The organism is Xanthocytophaga agilis (genome assembly GCF_030068605.1).
GTDB lineage: Bacteria > Bacteroidota > Bacteroidia > Cytophagales > 172606-1 > Xanthocytophaga > Xanthocytophaga agilis.
Genome location: NZ_JASJOU010000001.1, coordinates 1,171,691 through 1,192,127, shown reverse-complemented (window position 1 = coordinate 1,192,127; position 20,437 = coordinate 1,171,691). Strand labels below are relative to the sequence as shown.

Annotated in this window: 13 protein-coding genes and 1 pseudogene; 6 read left to right on the top strand and 8 right to left on the bottom strand. The window is 39.7% G+C overall.

All coding sequences use genetic code 11. From position 1 onward, the window contains the following. The first annotated feature begins 6 nt into the window (after positions 1 to 6). A complete protein-coding gene (locus tag QNI22_RS04920; RefSeq protein ID WP_314509510.1) occupies positions 7 to 2,205 on the top strand; it encodes an amylo-alpha-1,6-glucosidase in 2,199 nt (732 codons plus the stop codon). Positions 2,206 to 2,326: 121 nt separating this feature from the next. Here the strand turns inward: QNI22_RS04920 and QNI22_RS04915 are convergent, their stop codons facing one another. Next, a complete protein-coding gene (locus tag QNI22_RS04915) occupies positions 2,327 to 3,601 on the bottom strand; it encodes a Na+/H+ antiporter (protein ID WP_314509509.1) in 1,275 nt (424 codons plus the stop codon). A gap of 270 nt (positions 3,602 to 3,871) precedes the next feature. On the opposite strand from QNI22_RS04915, the pseudogene QNI22_RS04910 reads away from it, so the two are divergent. The 3 genes and pseudogenes from QNI22_RS04910 (at position 3,872) to QNI22_RS04900 (ending at position 7,964) form a co-directional block, all read left to right on the top strand. After that, a pseudogene (locus QNI22_RS04910) lies at positions 3,872 to 4,544 on the top strand (ABC transporter ATP-binding protein). After that, on the top strand, positions 4,541 to 6,910 hold the full coding sequence (locus QNI22_RS04905) for an FtsX-like permease family protein (RefSeq protein WP_314509508.1): 2,370 nt from the start codon (positions 4,541 to 4,543) through the stop codon (positions 6,908 to 6,910). Before QNI22_RS04910 ends, QNI22_RS04905 begins: the two are co-directional and overlap by 4 nt. A gap of 160 nt (positions 6,911 to 7,070) precedes the next feature. Then, complete coding sequence (locus QNI22_RS04900) at positions 7,071 to 7,964, top strand: AraC family transcriptional regulator (RefSeq protein WP_314509507.1); 894 nt, start codon at positions 7,071 to 7,073, stop codon at positions 7,962 to 7,964. 435 nt (positions 7,965 to 8,399) lie between these two features. Here the strand turns inward: QNI22_RS04900 and QNI22_RS04895 are convergent, their stop codons facing one another. The 6 genes from QNI22_RS04895 to QNI22_RS04870 all read right to left on the bottom strand — a co-directional run bounded on the left by QNI22_RS04895 (position 8,400) and on the right by QNI22_RS04870 (position 15,731). Then, complete coding sequence (locus QNI22_RS04895) at positions 8,400 to 10,397, bottom strand: glycoside hydrolase family 97 protein (protein ID WP_314509506.1); 1,998 nt, start codon at positions 10,395 to 10,397, stop codon at positions 8,400 to 8,402. 317 nt (positions 10,398 to 10,714) lie between these two features. Beyond that, positions 10,715 to 11,476, bottom strand: coding sequence for a hypothetical protein (locus tag QNI22_RS04890; RefSeq protein ID WP_314509505.1), 762 nt, complete (start codon positions 11,474 to 11,476; stop codon positions 10,715 to 10,717). A 199-nt stretch (positions 11,477 to 11,675) separates the two neighbouring features. Continuing rightward, a complete protein-coding gene (locus QNI22_RS04885; protein WP_314509504.1) occupies positions 11,676 to 12,356 on the bottom strand; it encodes a LytR/AlgR family response regulator transcription factor in 681 nt (226 codons plus the stop codon). After that, positions 12,337 to 13,419: a sensor histidine kinase gene (locus QNI22_RS04880; protein ID WP_314509503.1), complete on the bottom strand. Its 1,083-nt coding sequence runs from the start codon at positions 13,417 to 13,419 to the stop codon at positions 12,337 to 12,339. The genes QNI22_RS04885 and QNI22_RS04880 overlap by 20 nt, the downstream gene beginning before the upstream one ends. Further along, positions 13,416 to 14,522 carry a serine hydrolase domain-containing protein gene (locus QNI22_RS04875; protein WP_314509502.1) on the bottom strand — a complete coding sequence of 369 codons (1,107 nt, stop codon included), beginning with the start codon at positions 14,520 to 14,522 and terminating at the stop codon, positions 13,416 to 13,418. The genes QNI22_RS04880 and QNI22_RS04875 overlap by 4 nt, the downstream gene beginning before the upstream one ends. Positions 14,523 to 14,615: 93 nt before the next feature. Next, a complete protein-coding gene (locus QNI22_RS04870; protein WP_314509501.1) occupies positions 14,616 to 15,731 on the bottom strand; it encodes an AI-2E family transporter in 1,116 nt (371 codons plus the stop codon). A gap of 348 nt (positions 15,732 to 16,079) precedes the next feature. On the opposite strand from QNI22_RS04870, the gene QNI22_RS04865 reads away from it, so the two are divergent. After that, entirely contained in the window at positions 16,080 to 16,787 is a 708-nt protein-coding gene (locus tag QNI22_RS04865; protein WP_314509500.1) for an SDR family oxidoreductase, read from the top strand. 18 nt (positions 16,788 to 16,805) lie between these two features. Here the strand turns inward: QNI22_RS04865 and QNI22_RS04860 are convergent, their stop codons facing one another. Further along, the gene (locus QNI22_RS04860; protein ID WP_313984804.1) at positions 16,806 to 17,147 is read right to left on the bottom strand and encodes a hypothetical protein; all 342 of its coding nucleotides are present in this window, start codon (positions 17,145 to 17,147) and stop codon (positions 16,806 to 16,808) included. A gap of 479 nt (positions 17,148 to 17,626) precedes the next feature. Between QNI22_RS04860 and QNI22_RS04855 the strand changes: the two genes are divergently transcribed. Beyond that, positions 17,627 to 20,359 (top strand): valine--tRNA ligase, encoded by a 2,733-nt coding sequence (locus QNI22_RS04855; protein WP_314509498.1) that lies wholly within the window; start codon positions 17,627 to 17,629, stop codon positions 20,357 to 20,359. Positions 20,360 to 20,437 lie beyond the last annotated feature (78 nt).

The following is a 20,437-nucleotide window of genomic DNA, read 5'->3' as shown; positions in this document are numbered from 1 at the left end:
TTACCTATGATTACAGACAAAAATCAGACTCAATCATCTGACGAAGACAAATATTATATTACGGCAGAGAGTGTCAATCTGGATGACCGTACGCAGGTACTCAATCATTGTGAAACATTTGGCATCTTTAACCGGTCAGGTGATATTGTTGGTCAGGGCGACGCCGTTCAGGGTATTTATCATCGGGATACCCGGTATATAAACCGTCTGGGTTTAAAAATAAATAATCTGAAACCCATTGTTCTTAGCTCTAATGTAAAAGAAGAGAACGAAATTCTTTCTGTCGATCTGACCAATCCGGAGATGGTATCGATAGATGGAGATACCATGCACCATGGAACTATTCATATTGGCAGAAGCCAGTTGATCCGGTACGGGGTGTTTTATGAGAAGATAGAAATAGAAAATTACAATGCACAGGTTTGCCGAATAGATTTGTCAATAGAGCTAGGGAGTGACTTTAAAGATATCTTTGAGGTAAGAGGACTAAGACGTCAGGAACGCGGTTTATTATATGGCTATGAATATCCTGACAACCGCAGTTTGCGCATGTCCTATCAGGGGTTGGATGATATATTGAGACGGGTAGACATTGCTTTTAGTGATGCCTATGATAAAATTTCAGGTTTTGAGAAAGGAGAGGTGACTTTTCAGTTTTTGTTGCATCCTAAAAAGAAAGTTAGCCTGCATTACTCCATAACATTTGAGGCTGGAAACGAACATACGGAGAAGAAAGATTTTAATGAAGCCCTCAAGCAGGTAGAACCTGATCTGATAAAAACCAAAGCGTACTTTCCGGTTATCAAGACGTCTAATGGGCAGTTTACTCACTGGATCAGTCGTTCCAAGGCCGACTTGGTTTCACTGATGTCACAGACTCCTTATGGAAAATATCCCTATGCGGGTGTACCCTGGTATAATACAGCTTTTGGACGGGATGGAATTATAACTGCATTAGAAGTATTATGGGCTGCTCCGGACCTGGCCAGGGATGTACTCTTCTTTTTGGCTGCCAATCAGGCAAATACATTAAATGAAAGTACAGATGCAGAACCTGGAAAAATATTGCATGAAACCCGTGATGGAGAGATGGTAGCATTGAATGAAGTTCCTTTTAAACAATATTATGGTACCATAGATGCAACACCTCTTTTTGTTATCCTGGCTGGAGAATACTATGACAGAACAGGTGATCTGGAAACCATACAAAAAATATGGTCTAATATTGTAAATGCCATTAACTGGATCAATCAGTATGGAGATATTGATGATGATGGTTTTGTGGAATATCAGCATAAGGCAAAAAATGGGTTGACAAATCAGGGATGGAAAGATAGTTTTGATTCTGTTTTTCATAGCAATGGACAATTGGCAGATCCGCCCATTGCCTTGTGCGAGGTACAAGCCTATGTATATGGAGCGAAACTGCATGCTTCCAATCTTGCCAGAATACTGGATCAACCTAAGCAGGCTGAAACCTGGAAAAACGAGGCGAAAGCGCTGAAAGAGAAATTTAATGAAGTGTTTTGGGATAAAGACCTCAATTGTTATGTACTGGCCCTGGATGGACAGAAAAGGCCTTGTAAGGTGAAAACTTCCAATGCGGGACAAGTACTGTTTACGGGCATTGCCGATCGTTCCAAAGCAAAAAAGCTGGTAGAAACCCTGATGGCTCCGGATATGTTCAGCGGATGGGGAATACGTACTCTGTCTACACAGGAATTTCGTTACAATCCAATGTCCTACCACAACGGTTCTATATGGCCTCATGATGTGGCTCTGATTGCCAATGGTATGGCAAAATATGGTTTTGAAGCGGAAGCTCTGCAGCTCATGTCGGGACTCTTTGATGCATCTTTGTATATCAATCTGCAACGTCTTCCCGAATTATTCTGTGGGATGGATCGTAGAGCTGGAGAAGGACCTACTGCGTATCCGGTTGCCTGCTCACCTCAAGCCTGGTCTGTAGGTGCAGTGTATATGTTTTTAAAATCTGTTCTACAGATTAAGATTTCTCCTCTTCGCAAAGAAGTATCCTTTCATAAACCTATTTTACCAGAATACCTGCAATCTATCGAAATTAAAAAGTTACGTATAGGTGACAGCTTTGTTGATCTGGAGATAACCAGACATGGGGCAGACAACATGATAGGCGTCAACTGGAATAATACGAACAAGGAGTGGAGACTGATTATTGTGAAATAATAAGGATTAAGTTAGTTTACATTTTCTGAAAGGACATATGATTCTACTCTTTTGCTAACTATTAGAATGGATAGTGATAGTAAAAGGGTAGAATTGTTTATGGAACATCCTGGTTAGAATCTTAACTGATAGTTTTTTCTGCTTTGGTAGAGTCTTTTCGTAATACCCACTTCACAAGCCAGGGCAAAGTAAGTCCCTGTCCGATAAGTGTAAACAAAACCACTCCTACAGAAATAAAGATAATAGGATTGCGTAATGGAAACGGACTCCCGTCCTGAAGCGTTAAAGGCAATCCAATGGCAATTGCCAGCGAAACAATTCCTCGCATTCCTGACCAGCTAATGATAAGACTGGTACTGAAATCAAGCAATGCTTGTTCAGTAATTCTCCATTTTTTGTAAAGAAAAGCTTTACTCAGGTGTCGTTGCTGCATAAACACTCTCGCCATTCGTAAGAGTAGTGTGATAATAGTAATTACAAACGCATAGCCTATGTAAATCCATATCTGGCTCTTTTCTATACTTTTAATTACATATGGAAATTGTAAGCCAATAAATATAAAGATAAGTCCATTGAGCAAAAAGATAATGATATCCCAGATATTCTTGGACTGTTGTTTTAGGTCTTGAGGAAATACCTTATTACTAAACCGGGATATACCCAACCCTAGAATTACCACTGCAATCACTCCTGAGACATGTAACTCTTCTGCAATAAGGTAGGTAACAAAAGGCATCAGCAACATAAAGCTGATTGTTACCAGCATATTTTGATGTACCCGTTTTAAAATAAACGCTAATAGTTTTCCCATAACAAAACCTACCAGTAATCCACCTGCCATTAAGATAAAGAATTCCAGTGAAGCTTTCCAGAAAACAAAGGTAGCTCCGGTTACAGATGCTACAGCAAAACGATAGGCAACAAGCGCAGAGGCATCATTGACCAGGCTTTCCCCTTCCAGAATGGTGTTGGTCTTGGATGACAGCCCCAAGCCTTTGGTAATACTGATAGCAGCTACGGCATCTGTTGCGGACAGAATAGCACCCAATACAAAGGCCAGAGACCATGTCATGTCCGGAATGAGGTAATAGGCAACAACCGCAATACCTGACGCTGTCAGAAATACCAGTGAAATAGCTAAAGTGCTGATGGTATTCAGATGTGTCTTAAACTCCGAAAAATGGATGTTAAAGGCGGCATCATATAGTAATGGAGGCAGAAACAACAGGAAAATAATCTCAGGGTCTAACTCTATTTCGGGTAGGGTAGGAATGAAGCCAATAGCAATTCCTGCTACAATTAATAAAATAGGATAGGGGAGTTTTATTTTGTCTGCTATGGCAGAAAGCCCAATCATTAATGCCAGAATGAACAGGACTACACTGTAGTTTTCCATATGATACTATCTACATTTAATCTGTTTTGTGATCTTCTACCTGATTGTAAATGTAGGTTGCTTTGTGTGGTAGTATGGTATGGTTTGCAATATATAGGAGATGATGCGGAAAAGTAACTAAATGCTGAAAATCATATTGAGAGATTCTCTCTATTGCCTGAGTTGCAGAGTCGAAAATCAATCACAAGAAATGCAAAGTGATTGCCAGGAAATGCAAAGAGTTTGGTAGCCGTGCTATCTATGTTTGTGCAATACAAACAACAATAGACAATGATATATCTGGAAGGTGTCACCAAAACATTTCATTCTTCGGAACGATCTTATACAGCATTGAAAACTATTTCTCTGACTATTCAGTCAGGAGAGTATCTGGCTATTGTAGGTAAATCGGGTAGTGGGAAGTCAACTTTGCTCAATATGATTGCAGGGATAGATCATCAGAATCAATGATACGCAAATCAATGAGCTGGACGAAGATCAACTGGCACGATGGCGTGGAAAGAATATAGGAATCGTGTTTCAATTCTTTCAGTTGATTCCTACTCTTACCATTTGTGAAAATCTGCTGCTTGCTATGGAGTTTGTCAATGTAATTCCCCGATCTCAGCGGGAAACAAGGGCTATTACACTTTTAACACAGGTTGGGATTGCAGATCAGGCAGATAAAATGCCTGCTTCTTTATCCGGAGGACAACAGCAGCGTGCAGCCATTGCCCGGGCATTGGCGAACGATCCACCTGTGATTCTTGCAGACGAACCTACGGGAAACCTTGATAGCAAAACAGCGGCCTCTGTTCATCAGATTTTTCAGGAGTTAGCTCAAAATGGCAAAACGGTAATCGTTGTAACACACGAAAAAGATACATCCTTGAAGTATCAGCGTACAATCTGGTTAGCAGATGGAGAAATTGTCACACCTACTGTCAACGAAATTATAGCATGAATATACAACTAATAAAAGCAGTCCGTGATTTGACTTATAGTCCAAAACGCTCATTGACTGTTGTATTTGCGTTGCTACTAGGTATATGGGGTGTCGGAACGGTAGGCATAGCCTATGTTATTTTGACGCATGATTTGCAGGAAAACTACCTGCGGACACTACCTGCACATGCTGTATTTACCTCTTCGGATTTTGATAAACAGGATACACGCCGTTTACTTAGTTTACCAGAAATAGAAAGTGCTGAATTTCGTGATTTTTCCCTACACCGTATTGAAGTTCGGTCTAATGTATGGATACCATTATGGTTGTACAGTGTAGATGATTTTTCAGATATAAAACTTGCCAGAATTTTTCATCAGGAAGGAGCTGCAACTCCTGAAAAGGGATCCGTTTTGATAGAAAGGGATGGTAAAAATGTGTCTGTAATTCGAAATGGATCAATAGTGAATGTACGAATCGGTAGTTCAGTGAAGACAGTCAAGGTTAGTGGGATATGTTTTGATCCAGGACAGGCACCGGCTACTCAAGATGCTTTCATTTATGCTTATACTGATCCCCAAACGTATCAGCAGATAACAGGTTTACTTACACATCGGCGAATCATTGTGCGTTTCAGAAATGTGCATTCTGCAGAAGAGGTTGAACAGAAAGTACATTTGCTAACAGATGTATTACAAAGATCAGGTGTAACAGTTCAATCTATTGACATTCCCAGATTCAATGAACATCCACATCAATGGCAGTTAAACACATTGTTGTTTCTTATTGGAGCCATCGGATTATTAGCGTTTCTGATGGGAGCAGTGTTGGTATCACAGTTGGTCCGTTCTATGTTGGTCAGCCACGTCCGACAAATCGGAATTTTGAAAGCTATAGGCGCTTCACGTTTTCATATTTTTCGAATGTATATCTTTGTCCTTTTGGTGATAGGTGCTATGGCTGGTGGGATTGCCATTCCTTTGGCTTCTGTATCAAGCCAGGCATTTGCAGGATTTGTAGCTGGCAAGCTTAATTTTGATATTCTGACAAAGACAGTTCCTATACAGGTGTACTTGTATCTACTACTGCTTAGCTTATCTCTACCTGTTCTTCTTTCGTTAGGAGTGATTGTTCGGGGTACAAAGATAGCAATTCGAATAGCATTAAGTGATTATGGCATTGTTCAACAATCAAAATGGAATAGCTACGCTATAGTAAGACGGTTAAAATTATCCGAAGCATGGATAATGGCTATACGCAATGCACAACGAAGTAAGCGGAGATTAGTGGTAACTGTATTGACAATGGCACTGGGTGTTGCAATTTTTTGTACAGGGTTTAATGTCCGACAATCATTATGGAATCTGCTGGAAGGGCAAAAAGATGAATTACGGTATGATGTACAGGTTGTGCTGGATAAGCCAGTTTCCCGTCAGAAAGCTTTACAGCCATTTCAAAAACTCACTAATGTAAAAACCATTGAGATGTGGGTAGGAGGCAGAGGAGAGATTCAATCAAAAGTAATTGCGACAACTAAAGGTATTGGTATCGTAGCGTTGCCTGCCAAAACACAGCGATTACATATGAAAATACTTCAGGGAAGATGGCTGCAGGTAAGCAAAAAAGTAGAAGTAGTAATTAATCAGCAGGCATGGGCGTTATACAACCATCCTGAAATAGGCTCTTCTTTTGATGTAACTATTGGAAACAAGATCTGTCATGTGACTCTGGTTGGTATCGCCGAACAATTTGAGAAACCTAAAATTTATCTGGACATTGCACACTATGATAATTTGGTAAATCCTTCCCATCTGATTAATACATTGGTATTTGTGGCAAAAGAAAACAGATACGATCAGGTAATGGCCCTAAAAAGAGAAATTGAAAGTGCTATCAGTTCTTCTGATCTCAATGTAGTGTATGTAATGTCTCAGGCTGAACGGGTAAGAATCATTTATGCTCATTTAAATATTATTCTTACGAACATTCTTATACTCTCCTTTCTAGTATTGGTAGTAAGTGCTGTAGGCATGGCCTCTGCTACTGGTATCAATATCTGGGAACGTACCCGTGAAATTGGAGTTATGAGAGCTATCGGAGCGACCTCTGCACAGATTTATAGTTTGTTTGTCAGAGAAGGATTTTTGATTAGTATCATGAGTGTTTTATTGGGGTTGATTATAGCTTATCCATTGAGTCAACTGGCAGCTTTATTTTTTGGAAATCTGATGCTGGGACAAAACTCTATTCTTGCCTATGCCTTTAGCATTCCCGGATTTTTAATCACACTTGTGGTAACACTGCTATTTGGATGGCTGGCAAGCCGTATTCCTGCTCGTTCTGCAATTGCGATTTCGACCCGGCAAGCTCTTGTCTATGAATAACGCAGAACTGTTTGGATATAACTAGCTTGTATAGCTTCAGTTGGCTCCTTCTTGGGTAAAGGACTTCTATATATTGAAGCATTTCCTGGTGTCTGATATAGTAAATTTTCCTACATTGAAGATAGCAGGAGTATACTGCCTGCATCATAGCCAATACGTTATGTTACCAAAAGATATTTCCAAAGAACACAAACAGCGGTTAGAGACTGTAATCAATTACATTCTTAAGAATCTGAACAATGATATATCATTGGAGGTATTGGCTGAGAAAGCAAACTATTCTCCCTTTCACCTGCAGAAGTTATTTAAACAGGCAATGGGTGAATCACCCAAGCAGTATATAATCCGTATGCGTCTCGAAACTGCGGCACATTACCTGATTGTGTATGGACAGAAATCTATTACAGAAGTTGCCTATGAATGTGGATTTTCTTCACCTGCTGTTTTTGCCAGAGCTTTTAAGAGCTATTTCGGCATCTCTGCTGAAAAAATGCGACAAGTACAACACCAGCAACAGGTAATTATCCGTAAGGAATCTTTCCATCTAAAAGGACTGATAGATTCAAAAAAAATAGTGTATGCAGAAGGTGGCAGCAAAAAGACATTGAAAGTAGAAATCAAAAAGATTGCAGAGATGAGAGGCATTTTTATCAATGCACCATTACAGGATGAAACCTTAATTCAGCAATCGTTTAAAGACATTTTATGCTTTGCCGATGCACATGATATGCTCACTTCTGATACCCGAATGCTGGGGCTGATTTATCCTCATCAGGATAGATATGGCACCTGTATCAGTATTTCAAAAGAACAGGCTATACCAAAAAATACAGAGACAATAACTATCTCCGGAGGGAAATATGCTGTTTTTAAAGTCAGAGGAGGGGTGCGGGACACCTTTCGCGCTTTACAGATTTTTCATGATCAATGGTTACCTGATAGTGGATATAAAATTGCTGAATTATTTGGATTTGAGGTGTTTATGTCTAATCCTGCCCTAGTGGTATATTCCAGGCTAGTAAAAGAAGTCTACATTCCTCTTGAGCCTGTGTAAAAGGTATTTGGAATATCCTGAATGCAAACATGAATCATCCCAAATTTTGAGGAAAAGGATTTAACTGAAATATATAGCCATACAAAGATGTTACAAAGAGAGCAGATAGCACTTAAATCACGAAAGGTGGTGTAGGTGCGTTAGCAATCTTTTTCCCGCGAGGTTGGCCTTTGGCCTTGTGGGCTGAAGGATCGGGAAAAAGTGCCCTTTCTTTGGTTACTTTCTTTGGGCAAGCAAAGAAAGTGACATGGTAGGAAGAGTGAAGAAAGAGATAATAAACTAATGTAACAAAGAGGATGCACAAACAGAATAATGAAAGTGACAATAAGCAAACTCTTGTAGGGAAATCAGTAAAAAATCAACCAGCACCTATACTCTTTTTAAAAGAATAGACGCTGGTTTTATAAAACAAAGTCCCCAAAAAAGTCTGAATGCTTATTTCGCTTGATAAATCCGCGCTGCCCAGCCACCACCACCTGCCATGTGTATCTTGAGTTTATCTTTTGAAGATACTTTAATCACTTCCCGTTTATAGTCTATACCATTTCGGTCTGCATTAACTCCATCCTTAAAGATTTCAGCCTCAAAGTTTCCTGCTCCCAGAAACGAAAGATCCAGTAAGATATCACGAGGTGTCCAGTTGGTCATTGTGCCTACATACCAGGTATCTTTCTTTTTGCGGGCAATGGCACAATACTCAGATACTTTCCCATCCAAAGCTACCGTCTGGTCAAAGGTGGTAGGTATTGAAGTAATAAATCGTGTACTTTCCTCTTCCCGCATATAGTTGGTTGGATTATCACAAAGCATTTCAAATGGAGATTCAAAGATTACATACATCGCCAGTTGGTGACAGCGTGTTCCCTGACTCATCGGACTGGAATTAATCGCCCTGAAACTGCCTTTGTTAGCATTGATCATTGCGCCGGGAGTGTAGTCCATTGGTCCTGCTATCATACGGATAAATGGAATAGTGCAGTCATACAGAGGAAAATCCGTGTTGGACCATTTCACATTTTCCAAGCCCCGTACTCCTTCAAAATTCAGTACATTGGGATAGGTACGTTGCAATCCAGTAGGTTTATAGGCACCATGATAGTCTAACATAATTTTGTGTTCTGCTGCTTTCTGAGCAAAACGATAAAAAAAGTTTACCATCTTCTGATCATCCCGATCCATGAAGTCGATTTTAAATCCTTTGATTCCTATTTTGGAATAGGTACTTAGTGCCAGATCCATTTTCTGATCCAAAGGCAGCCAGCCTCCCCATAACCATACACCTACATTTTTGCTTTTGCCGTAATCCACAATCTCCTGAAGATTGATTTCAGGAACAATTTTCATAATATCCTGACTATCTGCCCAGCCCTCATCCAACAGAATATTTTCGATTTTATGCCTGGCTGCAAAGTCTATGTAATACTTATAGGTAGCTGTGTTGATGCCTGCCTGAAAATTAACATTGGTAACGTTCCAGTCATTCCACCAGTCCCAGGCCACTTTGCCTGGTTTAATCCATGAGGGATCTTTTATACGGGATGGAGATGCCAGTTTATAGACCATGTCATTGTTCAGTAATTCTGTATCTGTGGCGCTGATAATCACTGTACGCCAGGGAAAGCTACGGGAACCAGCAGTTTTGGCAATGTAGTTAGCCCGTTTCATAACATAGGCCTGGAGGTTGTTATGTCCGGCTTTCTTTTCTTCCAGAGGATAAGGAGCAAACTTCCCTTGCAGAGCATATCCTTGCTGACTTGTTTGCAGAAACATACCCGGATATTCTTCCAAATCTGCTTCTGTAATAACAGCCTTCTTATTATTGGGCAGTTCAATCAGAATAGGGGCAAAAGACAGTGTGTCTTTTTTTACTTTTGAAAGAGCAATGTGCTGGTAATTATTTTCAAAAGAAGTTTCAAAAACATCGTTGTTGTGGGCATCATTTACATACGGAATGTATACCTGATAATCCTCTCTGAAATGAAACCCCGCTTCTTCGTTTTCAATAGTCAGCGAATCCTTCCGTGTGGTAAAAAAGCGATAGGCAACTCCATCGTTATACGCTCTGAAAATGATTCCAAAGCCTCCCTTACAGTTTAGGACCAGCTGATTATACTGATCTGGAACTATATCTTTTTTGTAGTTAAGTGCATTAATCTGCTGATTGATTTTGGTTGTTTTAGAGGATGTGATTTTTGCTGCATCTCCCAAAACCTCTCCACCTGCCAGCTTTAATGATAGAGGAGATGGTTCAATAATTGACTCGGAACCATGCTTTACGCTCCATTGCATTTTTTTTCCTGCCTCAACCGTAAGCTGAATGGTGCTATTGGGGGATAAAAGCTGAAAGGTTTTATTCTTTTGCGCGTACAAAGTAAAAGGGTAACAAAGTCCCAGGCCAAATAGCGAAAGCAGAGCCAGGTTTGTTTTTTTCATAAAAAAGAAAGTGTAAACGGTTTATAAAAAAGGATAGTATTGATAATCCCATACAATGGAATCCGTTTCCAGATACACAGTGTGATGTAGTAAATAAATTATAAAAAATCATCCCAGCTATACCTGGAGCAGACTGGGGATAAATCTATGAAATATTTTGAGAAGGCTTGGTTTAGGGAATAGATAGTGTTAAAAAAGTATTAGATAGTATTAAAAAATAAGAATAAAATCATTCAGTGAAGGCAATAGGTTACTTGCAGATTGGCAGTAGAGTGCAAATCTGTTTTGGAATAACTGAATAAATTTTTTAGGTCTTATCAGAGACACAAGTCTGATACTGACTCACTCTTGCTCCCTCGAACAAACGGTGCAGCAACAGAGTAGACTTCTCGCTTACTAAGAATACAAGGAGAATATATACGTGGAGAAACAGACACATATGAAGTTAGTTGTCTTTCACCACGTGAATACACAGTTATTGCAGAGTGTGTTACTTCAACAGATGGCTGAGTCTTGGGACTGATAGAAGAGTCTCCATCTCTAGTGGATCTGGTAGAATGAGAATGATTTGAGGCTATTTGTTTCTGGGTTTTGACAAAATGGAGAGCCTTGAACATTTCAAAGTCCATAAACTCGTATTGTTCAGTCTGTTCAAGTTGTTTCCATATAGCATAGGCAGCCTTTGCGCGAATACGTATCTGATCACGTTTCAGTTCTTTGAGAATATATTTAGTTGCATTGTCCTTATCTTTTTTCTTGTCCAATACCGCAAGACGAAGATCATTACGTTTGTGTTGAATAGTAATGTCCTTCCATACCGACTCAGCTTTCTTCAACTGCTTGTTTCGTTCTTTGGAGACAGGTTGAGCTTCCTGTTCAGCTTTCTGCAGAGTTGCCTGGGCCAGTAAGTTTGTTAAATGAATGTGGTTGGCAAGAGATTGTTTTTCATCTTGTGCAATTTTCCTGATGCGTTTGAGCATATGATGAAGCTGCTCATTGAGACGTGCTTCTTCTACCATTAGACGGTAGTATTCTGATCTGTATTTACGTATTGCAGAGGTTGTTGTGTGTCTTGCCATTAAAGAGTGAATATTGGTTGAGAATCTGTTCTTTTTTCTTTAAAGATACTGAAAATAGTTATGCGAAATACTGTATTTTCTAAAGTATTAAGTGTGATATTTTGTTGCTTTACTAAGTGTTTAGTAGTATAATAGTATATATTTTATGTTTAAGTTGTTGCTTTAGTAGGTTTTGTTTTTTGATTCTTTGCTAAGGTTTTCATTTGCCGTTTCGACCAATTCGTTCGTAAAACTGATGGCGATATGTTTCTGAAAGTGGAAGTAGTGCCTTAGAAATCCGGATACGATCCCGTTCAACTGATTCAATTTTATTTAGTGCCACTAAATACGATTTATGAATTCTGCAAAACTGTTGCTGAGGTAGTCGTTGTTCTAATTCCCCAAAGGTCTCCAGTGTCATAATTGTTTCCTGATCTAAATGAATACGTCTGTAATCACGCATACCTTCTATGTACTTGATTTCTTCAAAAGCAACCTTCTGAAGACGGTATTCTGTTTTTACAAATAAAAATGGATTGAGGATTTCTGCCTGTTTTGGGGGAGGAACACGTGATATAGCCTGGAGAAAGCGATCAAAAGTATAGGGTTTCAACAGATAGTCTACAACCTGTAGATCAAAAGCTTTAAGAGCATACTGATCATAAGCAGTTGTCAGAATTACTGCGGGTCGTTTGGGTAAAGCTTCCAGGAGTTGAATGCCCGAAAATCCATCCATTTCTACATCCAGAAACACCAGATCAATAGATTCTTGTTGCAATAGTAGAATGGCTTCCATACTATTGTCTACTGCATGGCAAAGGCGAAGAAATGGAATTCGTTGAATATATTCCTTTAATCGTAGCATAGCCAGAGGTTCATCTTCAATGAGCAGACAGTTCATAAGCTTTTATGGGTAAATCCAAATAAACATAGTAGTGATGGTCAATTACATGAGTTACTAAATTGAATTTTTCCTGGTATAGTAATAGAAGTCGCTGACGAATCAGTTCGTGTCCAAGACCGCTGTAATTGCGTGATACCGGATCATTCAGATCAATAACATTGATACATCTAAAGTGAATATGTGTTTGAGTAATGCTAATATGGATAGAAATGGCTTCAGATACCCTTTTATTGGATGCATATTTGAATGCATTTTCAATAAAAGGTATGAAAAGCATCGGCGGTATCTGGATTTTGTTGGGTTGTCCATCAATCTCAAAAGCTACATATTTTTCATTTGTAGTACGGAGTTTTTGTAGTTCAATGTATTTTTGAATGTACTCTAGTTCCTGAGTTAGAAGAATTTGGTCTGCCTGGGTATCATATAGAACAAAACGTAGCATATCTGATAGTTTGGTAAGGTACAAAGATGCCCTTACTGCATCCTGTCCGATCAGGATATCAATGTTATTGAGGGTATTGAACAAAAAGTGTGGGTTGAGCTGTGCTTTTAAGAGGGCAAACTCTGTACGTAGGGTTTTATGAGCAGTTACTTCCTTCAGATGAATTTCTCCATACCAGGTGACAAAACCTCTCATCACAGTGCTGATGATACCATTTATCAATGCAAGGAATGTAAAGCCAATAATAAGAACAGGCCATGACTCTGGTGGAAAGGTAATAAACCATATTTCATGTAGGAATATATAGATAAGAACATTTATCGCCAGTGAAACTACAATGGTTAGAACAAGTGAAATTCCAATGGATACGCCTATTCCCAATCCTATGAATTGCTTAATTTGCCGGTTAGCCAGGTAGTGAGGAACTAACCAGTTGTAAAATGTATAAAAACTGGCAAGTCCATTCAGAAAGGCGAGTAACAGAATTGCTATCCAATCATCCCAATGTTCAAATGCAGACTGGTTAGTTGTCTCTGAAAGTATAAACAGAAAACTGAACAAGAAAATATATAAAAGCCAGTAACCCAGGTGAAGCAGAATAATAGCTGATTTTTTCATCGGTTTGCTGTGAAGAAATAATGGGCAATGGTTTCCACTTCTGGTAAGTTAATAGTAACTCCACTCATATTTGCCAGAATGGCTACAACCAGATTATGTTCCGGATAAATCAGCAGAAATGCTCTGCCTCCATCAATTAAACCACCATGGTGAATAATTCTGCGATTTTGAGCATCTGTCCCAATACGCCATCCCATTCCATAGTGTGTATTGGTTCCATCCAGAAGTAATTGTGGAGAGATGAGTAAATCTAGTGTTTTTTGGGAAAGAAGCGTAGGATGCAAAAACTCTCTGCCTAACCTGACCAGATCTGTGGAGGTAGACAACATTCCTCCTCCTGCCCACTTGTAACTATTGTCGACCTGAGTGGCATTGACCCGTTTTCCATGAGTATGTTCATAAAAACGTACCCTATTTGCCACAATGCTGTCACTGTAATCAGCACAGGTCTCTGCCATATTCAGTGGATCAAAGACGGCTTGTTTCATAAATGTGAGATAATCCAGATGACTAGCCCCCTCAATGACGGCACTGAGTAATGAATACCCATAGGTAGAATACTGATAGGCTGTACCAGGTTTAAACAAAAGACTGTCCTTATTAAAGATAGATAGACTTTCCAGTACTGTTGCATAACGTTGAAGGCAGGATAATGGATCACTAGCCCGATAATGACGAATACCCGATGTGTGAGTAGCCAGTTGCCGGGCTGTAAATGGATAGGCTTTGACAGGAAATGAAGGGACATAGTTCTGGATTGCGATATCCAGATCAAGTTTCTTTTCTTCGATCAGCTTGCCTATAGCAAACGAAGTGAGTGATTTAGAAACAGAACCCAACCGAAATCTGGAGTGGATAGTTACAGGTTGGTGTGTCTCCAGATCTGCTAAACCAAATCCCTCCGCCCACAAAATGTTATCTGCATTCCCTACACACACAGATATACCTGGAATATCTTGTGCATGTTGCAGTGAATCAACATATTGTCTGGCATATCGGGTTGCCTTAGTCCAGGCCTTGTTTTGGATAGATTCTTTTTTGAGTGTCTGTCCGGATGCAGGATAAAATAAAAGCAAATAAAGACAACAGAGTATATTTTTCATGGTAGTTAGTGGAGTATGTTGTTAGACTAAAATTAGTCTGATAACATACTCCACTAAAAAGGAATCGGCAAGTCGGGGTAATCTTTCTGCCAATTATTTATTTGTGTCTGTATCTTCTTTGCGGTCAGATGGATTCTGAGGACTTTTTTCCGATTCTTCTTTGACTATCTTGATCTCTAATTCTTTTTCGGATGCAGGTTTGGAAAGATAGTTGCGGGTATACATTTGTACAGACAAAACAAAGAAGGAGAGTAGTAAGGGGCCAATCACCAATCCGGTTAGGCCAAAAATCGGAAGGCCAACAATAATGCCCAGAAACGTAATGAGTGGATGAGTGTCACCTATTTTCTTGTTCAGGACCATCCGTAGTACATTATCAATATTGGCTACCAGAATGAATCCCCATAACAATAATCCGATACCGTGACCTGTTTCACCACTGGCAAGAGCAAATAGACTGCCTGGTATAAAAATAAGTGCAGACCCTATTACTGGAATAAAAGAGGCAAATACAGCAATAGTTCCATAAAAGAAAGGCTGGGGAATGCCAAATAGCCAGAAGCCAAGGCCTACCAAAGCTCCCTGGATCACAGCAATAATGCCGGAGCCAATCACATTGCTGTAAGTGATATTTCGTAATTCATCCGCATACTGATAAGAGTTTCTCGGGCTGAAGGGCAAATACTGCATAAGCCAGGTTTCCATGGCTTTGTAATGAGCAAACATAAAGTAGAGGATCAGATACATAACACTAATCGTAGCTATACTATTGGCTAGACCATTGAGGGTTGTGCCGAAAATATTCACAGCTACCTGGCCTATACGGCTCAGTTGATCCTGTAATAGCTGGGGATCTACATACTTTTGATAAAGTGGATAATGCTGGATTTTGGCTATAATACCTGTAACCACTGTCGGATCTTTCACAAGCTGCACAACCTGATTAGCAACCTGATATACTACAATCCCAACAGGTAGAATAATAAGCAGGAAAGAGACAATCAGAATTATGGTAGTGCTTAAGGCTGGTTTCCATTTGCGCTGCTCTACCAGTTTCTGATGCCAGGAACGAAACAATGTGTAAATGATTAATGCTCCAAAAAAGGAAGTAATAAAACCACGTAGGGCATAGGCAAGAAAACAAAACAATAGGATAATTAGAACCAGCATGGCTCCTTTGCGTTGCTTTCGGGTATAGGGACTCGACATAAATAAAGGTTGAAATGAAAAAAATACTTTAGAGGCTTGTTGGTCAAATATGCAATAAATACAGAAATTTATCGGAACAGGCTGAGATATTTAATGGATTTATATTGATAATGACAGGTTATAAATTTTGAAAACGGTGTAAACTGGCAGGCAGGATTATATTTTTAATACAGGCTATGGTTTTAATAAAAGTGGTATGCATACTATATTTTCCTTGTGTAGAATAGGCACAGAATAAGTAAAAAAATGATACCTGTGAACTGTTGAATGCCTAACTAAGTTGTATACTGACATTGAGAAAATTCTTACCATAACTTTTTTGATTTGTACACACTATCTTTTTGATGTATGAACTTACAACAGGCTAAAGTATTGATTACAGGTGGTAGTTCAGGTATTGGACTGGAAACTGCCAAACAATTGGTATCACTAGGGGCTCAGGTAGCTATTTGTGGACGGAATGATACCCGTTTACATGAAGCTGCCAAAGAATCCGGCGCATTCCCCATTCAAGGCGACGTTAGCAAGGAAGAGGATGTAAAACGGATTGTTGAAACAGTGATACGTGAATTTGGCGACTACAATGTTTTGATTAACAATGCTGCTTATGGTTATTTTTCGAAGCTGGCAGACTTATCTACAGAAAAATTTCAGGAGTTGCTTGCTACCAATGTAGTAGGAGCGATGATCGCTGGCCGGGAAAGTGTTAAACACTTTGTCTCAAAAAATTATGGTAATATCGTCAATATCTCATCCACAGCCGGGTTAAATGGATTTGCAGGTGGAACAGCTTATGTTGCAACCAAGTTTGCACTAAAAGGGATGACAGAGTGCTGGAGACAGGAATTTCGGAAGAACAATATTCGGGTTATGCTGGTAAACCCCAGTGAGGTACAAACTAACTTTGTTAGTAACTCAGGCATGGAAGTACGTCCTCATAGTCCGTCCAAGTTGGAGGCGATTGAGATTGCGCATACCATTGTAAGCATGCTGCAGATGAATGACAGAGGGTTTGTAACAGAGGCTACGGTTTGGGCTACTAATCCTCAATCATAATACTTGAATAGCAAATATTTATTGACCACTGCCAACCTTCTTTCTGTTGCCAGACCAGAAAACATAGACATTCAGAATGGCAGTAAGCACAAGCAGGTAGGGAATCCATTGATTACCTTGCTGATACAGGTCTGCCGCAATGACAATCATCATCAATGCTCCCAGTGCCTGTAACAATAGAATGCTGATGCGGGAAAGGTGTCTCAGTGTCAGGTAAGCTATACTATAAGGGATGGTCACAAACAGGTAGGCTCCTCCAAGAAATGTAGCTCCCTGCCATATGTGGCCCAGGCCGGTAACAAAAGGTAACAAGATGTACATCAGAAAGAAAAAACGGGTCTGTCGGGATGATAAAAGCATTACGAAAGTGAAGAGTTACAAGTGGTTATTGGTTACAAGTCCATACGGATATACTCCGCTGTATAGTTTTCCAGTGTTAGAGGTGGTCTGAACTAACTTTAAAGAAGCGAAAAGAGCAGATTTTGTAGCGAGTCGAAACTATTTTGAGGGGCATAGCCAGCGGCTATAGGCCGAAAAATAGATGAAGACGCAGCACAAAAGATGCCTTTGTAGCCTTTATAAATTAGTTTAGACCACCTCTGAATAAGTACTCTCTTTCGATCCAAAAAATGAAAGAAAAGATTTTTAAAGCTATTAAGTTACGGGTTTTCAACTAATTTCCCGGAAATTTTCCGAAAAAATAATGCCCGCTATTGAATACCGGCTAACAGTCACTAATTTTGCACCCCAATTCACGTTTTGCTTTCTGAATTATTCAATGGTACAGATACACCATATGTAGAACGTAAAGCACAGTACATTGATTATTAAATACTATCATGGAAATAGCAAAGACCTACGATCCTAAGAATGTTGAAGACAAGTGGTACCAGTATTGGTTAGAGCATAAATTTTTTGCTGCCAAACCTAATCCTGAAAAAGAGCCCTACTGTATTGTGATTCCTCCCCCTAATGTGACAGGGAAATTACATATGGGACATATGTTGAATAACACCATTCAGGATATTTTGGTGCGTAGAGCACGTATGCAGGGAAAAGAAGCTTGCTGGGTGCCAGGTACAGATCATGCCTCTATTGCTACAGAAGCCAAAGTAGTAGGAATGTTACGTGAAAAGGGGATTGACAAAAAAAGTATTACCCGTGATGAGTTTCTGAAATATGCCTGGGAATGGAAAGAGACATATGGAGGAATCATTCTGGAACAGTTGAAGAAACTAGGTGCCTCCTGCGACTGGGATCGGACTCGCTTCACAATGGAACCTTCTTTGTCAGAGGCGGTTATTGATGTTTTTGTAGACCTGTACAATAAAGGAAAGATTTATCGTGCCTATCGCATGGTAAACTGGGACCCTAAAGGAAAGACTGCTCTTTCAGATGAGGAAGTTATTCACAAGGAAAGTCAGTCAAAGCTGTATTACATAAAATATCCGATTGCTGGTTCTGCATCAGACTTTGTTACCATTGCAACCACTCGTCCGGAAACGATTCTGGCTGATACTGCCATTTGTGTAAATCCGAACGATGAACGGTATGTTCATTTACATGGTAAGAAGGTGATTGTACCATTTGTTAATCGGGAGATTCCGGTAATAGCGGACGAATATGTGACAATGGATTTTGGTACAGGTGCCTTAAAGGTAACTCCAGCCCATGACCTGAATGACTACGAACTGGGTAAGAAATATGATTTGCCAGTGATTGACATTCTGAATGATGATGGAACATTGAATGAAAGATCTGGCATTGCAGAATATGTAGGCAAGGACCGTTTTACGATTCGTAAGCAGATTGCCAAAGACTTGGAAGCGGCTGGTTATCTGGAAAAAATAGAGGAATATAAGAGTAATGTAGGATATTCGGAGCGCAATCCTGATACGGTGGTAGAGCCCAAAGTATCCTTGCAGTGGTGGCTGAAGATGGATGAACTGGCAAAACCTGCGCTGGAAAACGTGTTGAATGATACCATTCAATTTCATCCTGCCCGTTTTAAAAATACCTATCGCAACTGGATGGAGAACATTCAGGATTGGTGTATTTCGCGTCAGCTATGGTGGGGGCAGCGCATTCCGGCCTGGTATGATAAACAGGGTAACTTTGTAGTAGCCAAAAATAATGAAGAAGCACTTAATCTATACAAGACTCAATATCCTGGTTTAGCTGTAGAAGAACTATCTCAGGATGAGGATGTACTGGATACATGGTTTTCATCGTGGTTATGGCCAATCTCTGTGTTTGATGGATTAAAAGATCCCAATAACGAAGATATTCAGTATTTCTATCCAACCAATGATCTGGTAACAGGTCCGGATATTATTTTCTTCTGGGTAGCCCGGATGATTGTTTCCGGTTATGAATACCGTCATGAGGCGCCATTTAAAAATGTATACTTTACAGGGATTATTCGTGATCAGTATGGTCGCAAGATGGCGAAACAGTTAGGTAACTCTCCTGACCCAATTGCTTTAATGGAGCGTTATGGGGCAGATGGAGTGCGTACGGGTTTGTTGTTTAGTTCACCTGCTGGTAATGACCTGATCTTTGATACTCCAGTACCAAAGTCCAACGATCCGGAAGTGATCGCTGCGTTTTTGGCAGATAAGAGTAATGATGTCTTAGCATCTAAACTTTGTGATCAGGGTAGTAGATTCAATAATAAAATCTGGAATGCTTTTCGATTGGTAAAAGGGTGGGAGCTAGATAATAATGTTGACAGTTCTCTGCAGGCTACTGCTGAAGATTTGATTGCTATTCAATGGTTCAAAGCCCGGTTTAATCAGAAGTTAGCTGAAATTGAGGGTTATTTTGCTGACTATCGTATTTCCGATGCATTGCTAACTGTATACAATCTGGCTTGGGATGATTTCTGTTCATGGTATCTGGAAATGATAAAGCCTGAATTTGGTCAAAAGATCAGTAGTGTTGTATACAAAGAAACAGCTGAACTGTTTGATCAGGTTCTTCGTGTTATGCATCCATTTATGCCTTTTGTTACAGAAGAAATCTGGCAGACACTTTCAGAGAGAAAAGATGGTGATAGCATTTGTATTGCTGCCTATCCAAAACTAGAAAATGCAAATAATGATATTGTCGAAGACGGTGCAATTGCTCAGGAGATAATTTCTCAGATCCGAAATACTAGAAATAATAGAGGTATGTCTCCTAAGACATCACTTCCACTAGTTGTGCGTACACAAAATCAAGGAGCATATACACGTTTTGGAAAGCTAATTCAGAAACTAGCCAATGTGTCTGAACTAACGTTTACAAATACTAAAATTGATGGTGCATTAAGCTTTATTGTAAAGACAGATGAATGTTTCATTCCTTTAGAAGAGGAGCTAGATGTTGAGGTAGAGATTGAGAAAGCACAGAAAGATCTGGAATATAATCAAGGTTTCAGAGAAACAACACTGAAAAAGCTTGGTAATGAGCGTTTTGTTGCTAATGCCAAGCCGGAGATTGTTGAAACCGAACGCAAAAAGCTGGCTGATGCGGAAGCGAAAATCAAAGCATTAGAAGAGAGACTGGAAAGCTTGCGTAAGATGAAGTAAGCCTAATAACTATACTAATAAGGAAGCCCTGTATCATACAGGGCTTTTTTGTTTTCTATATCTAATCATTACACATGA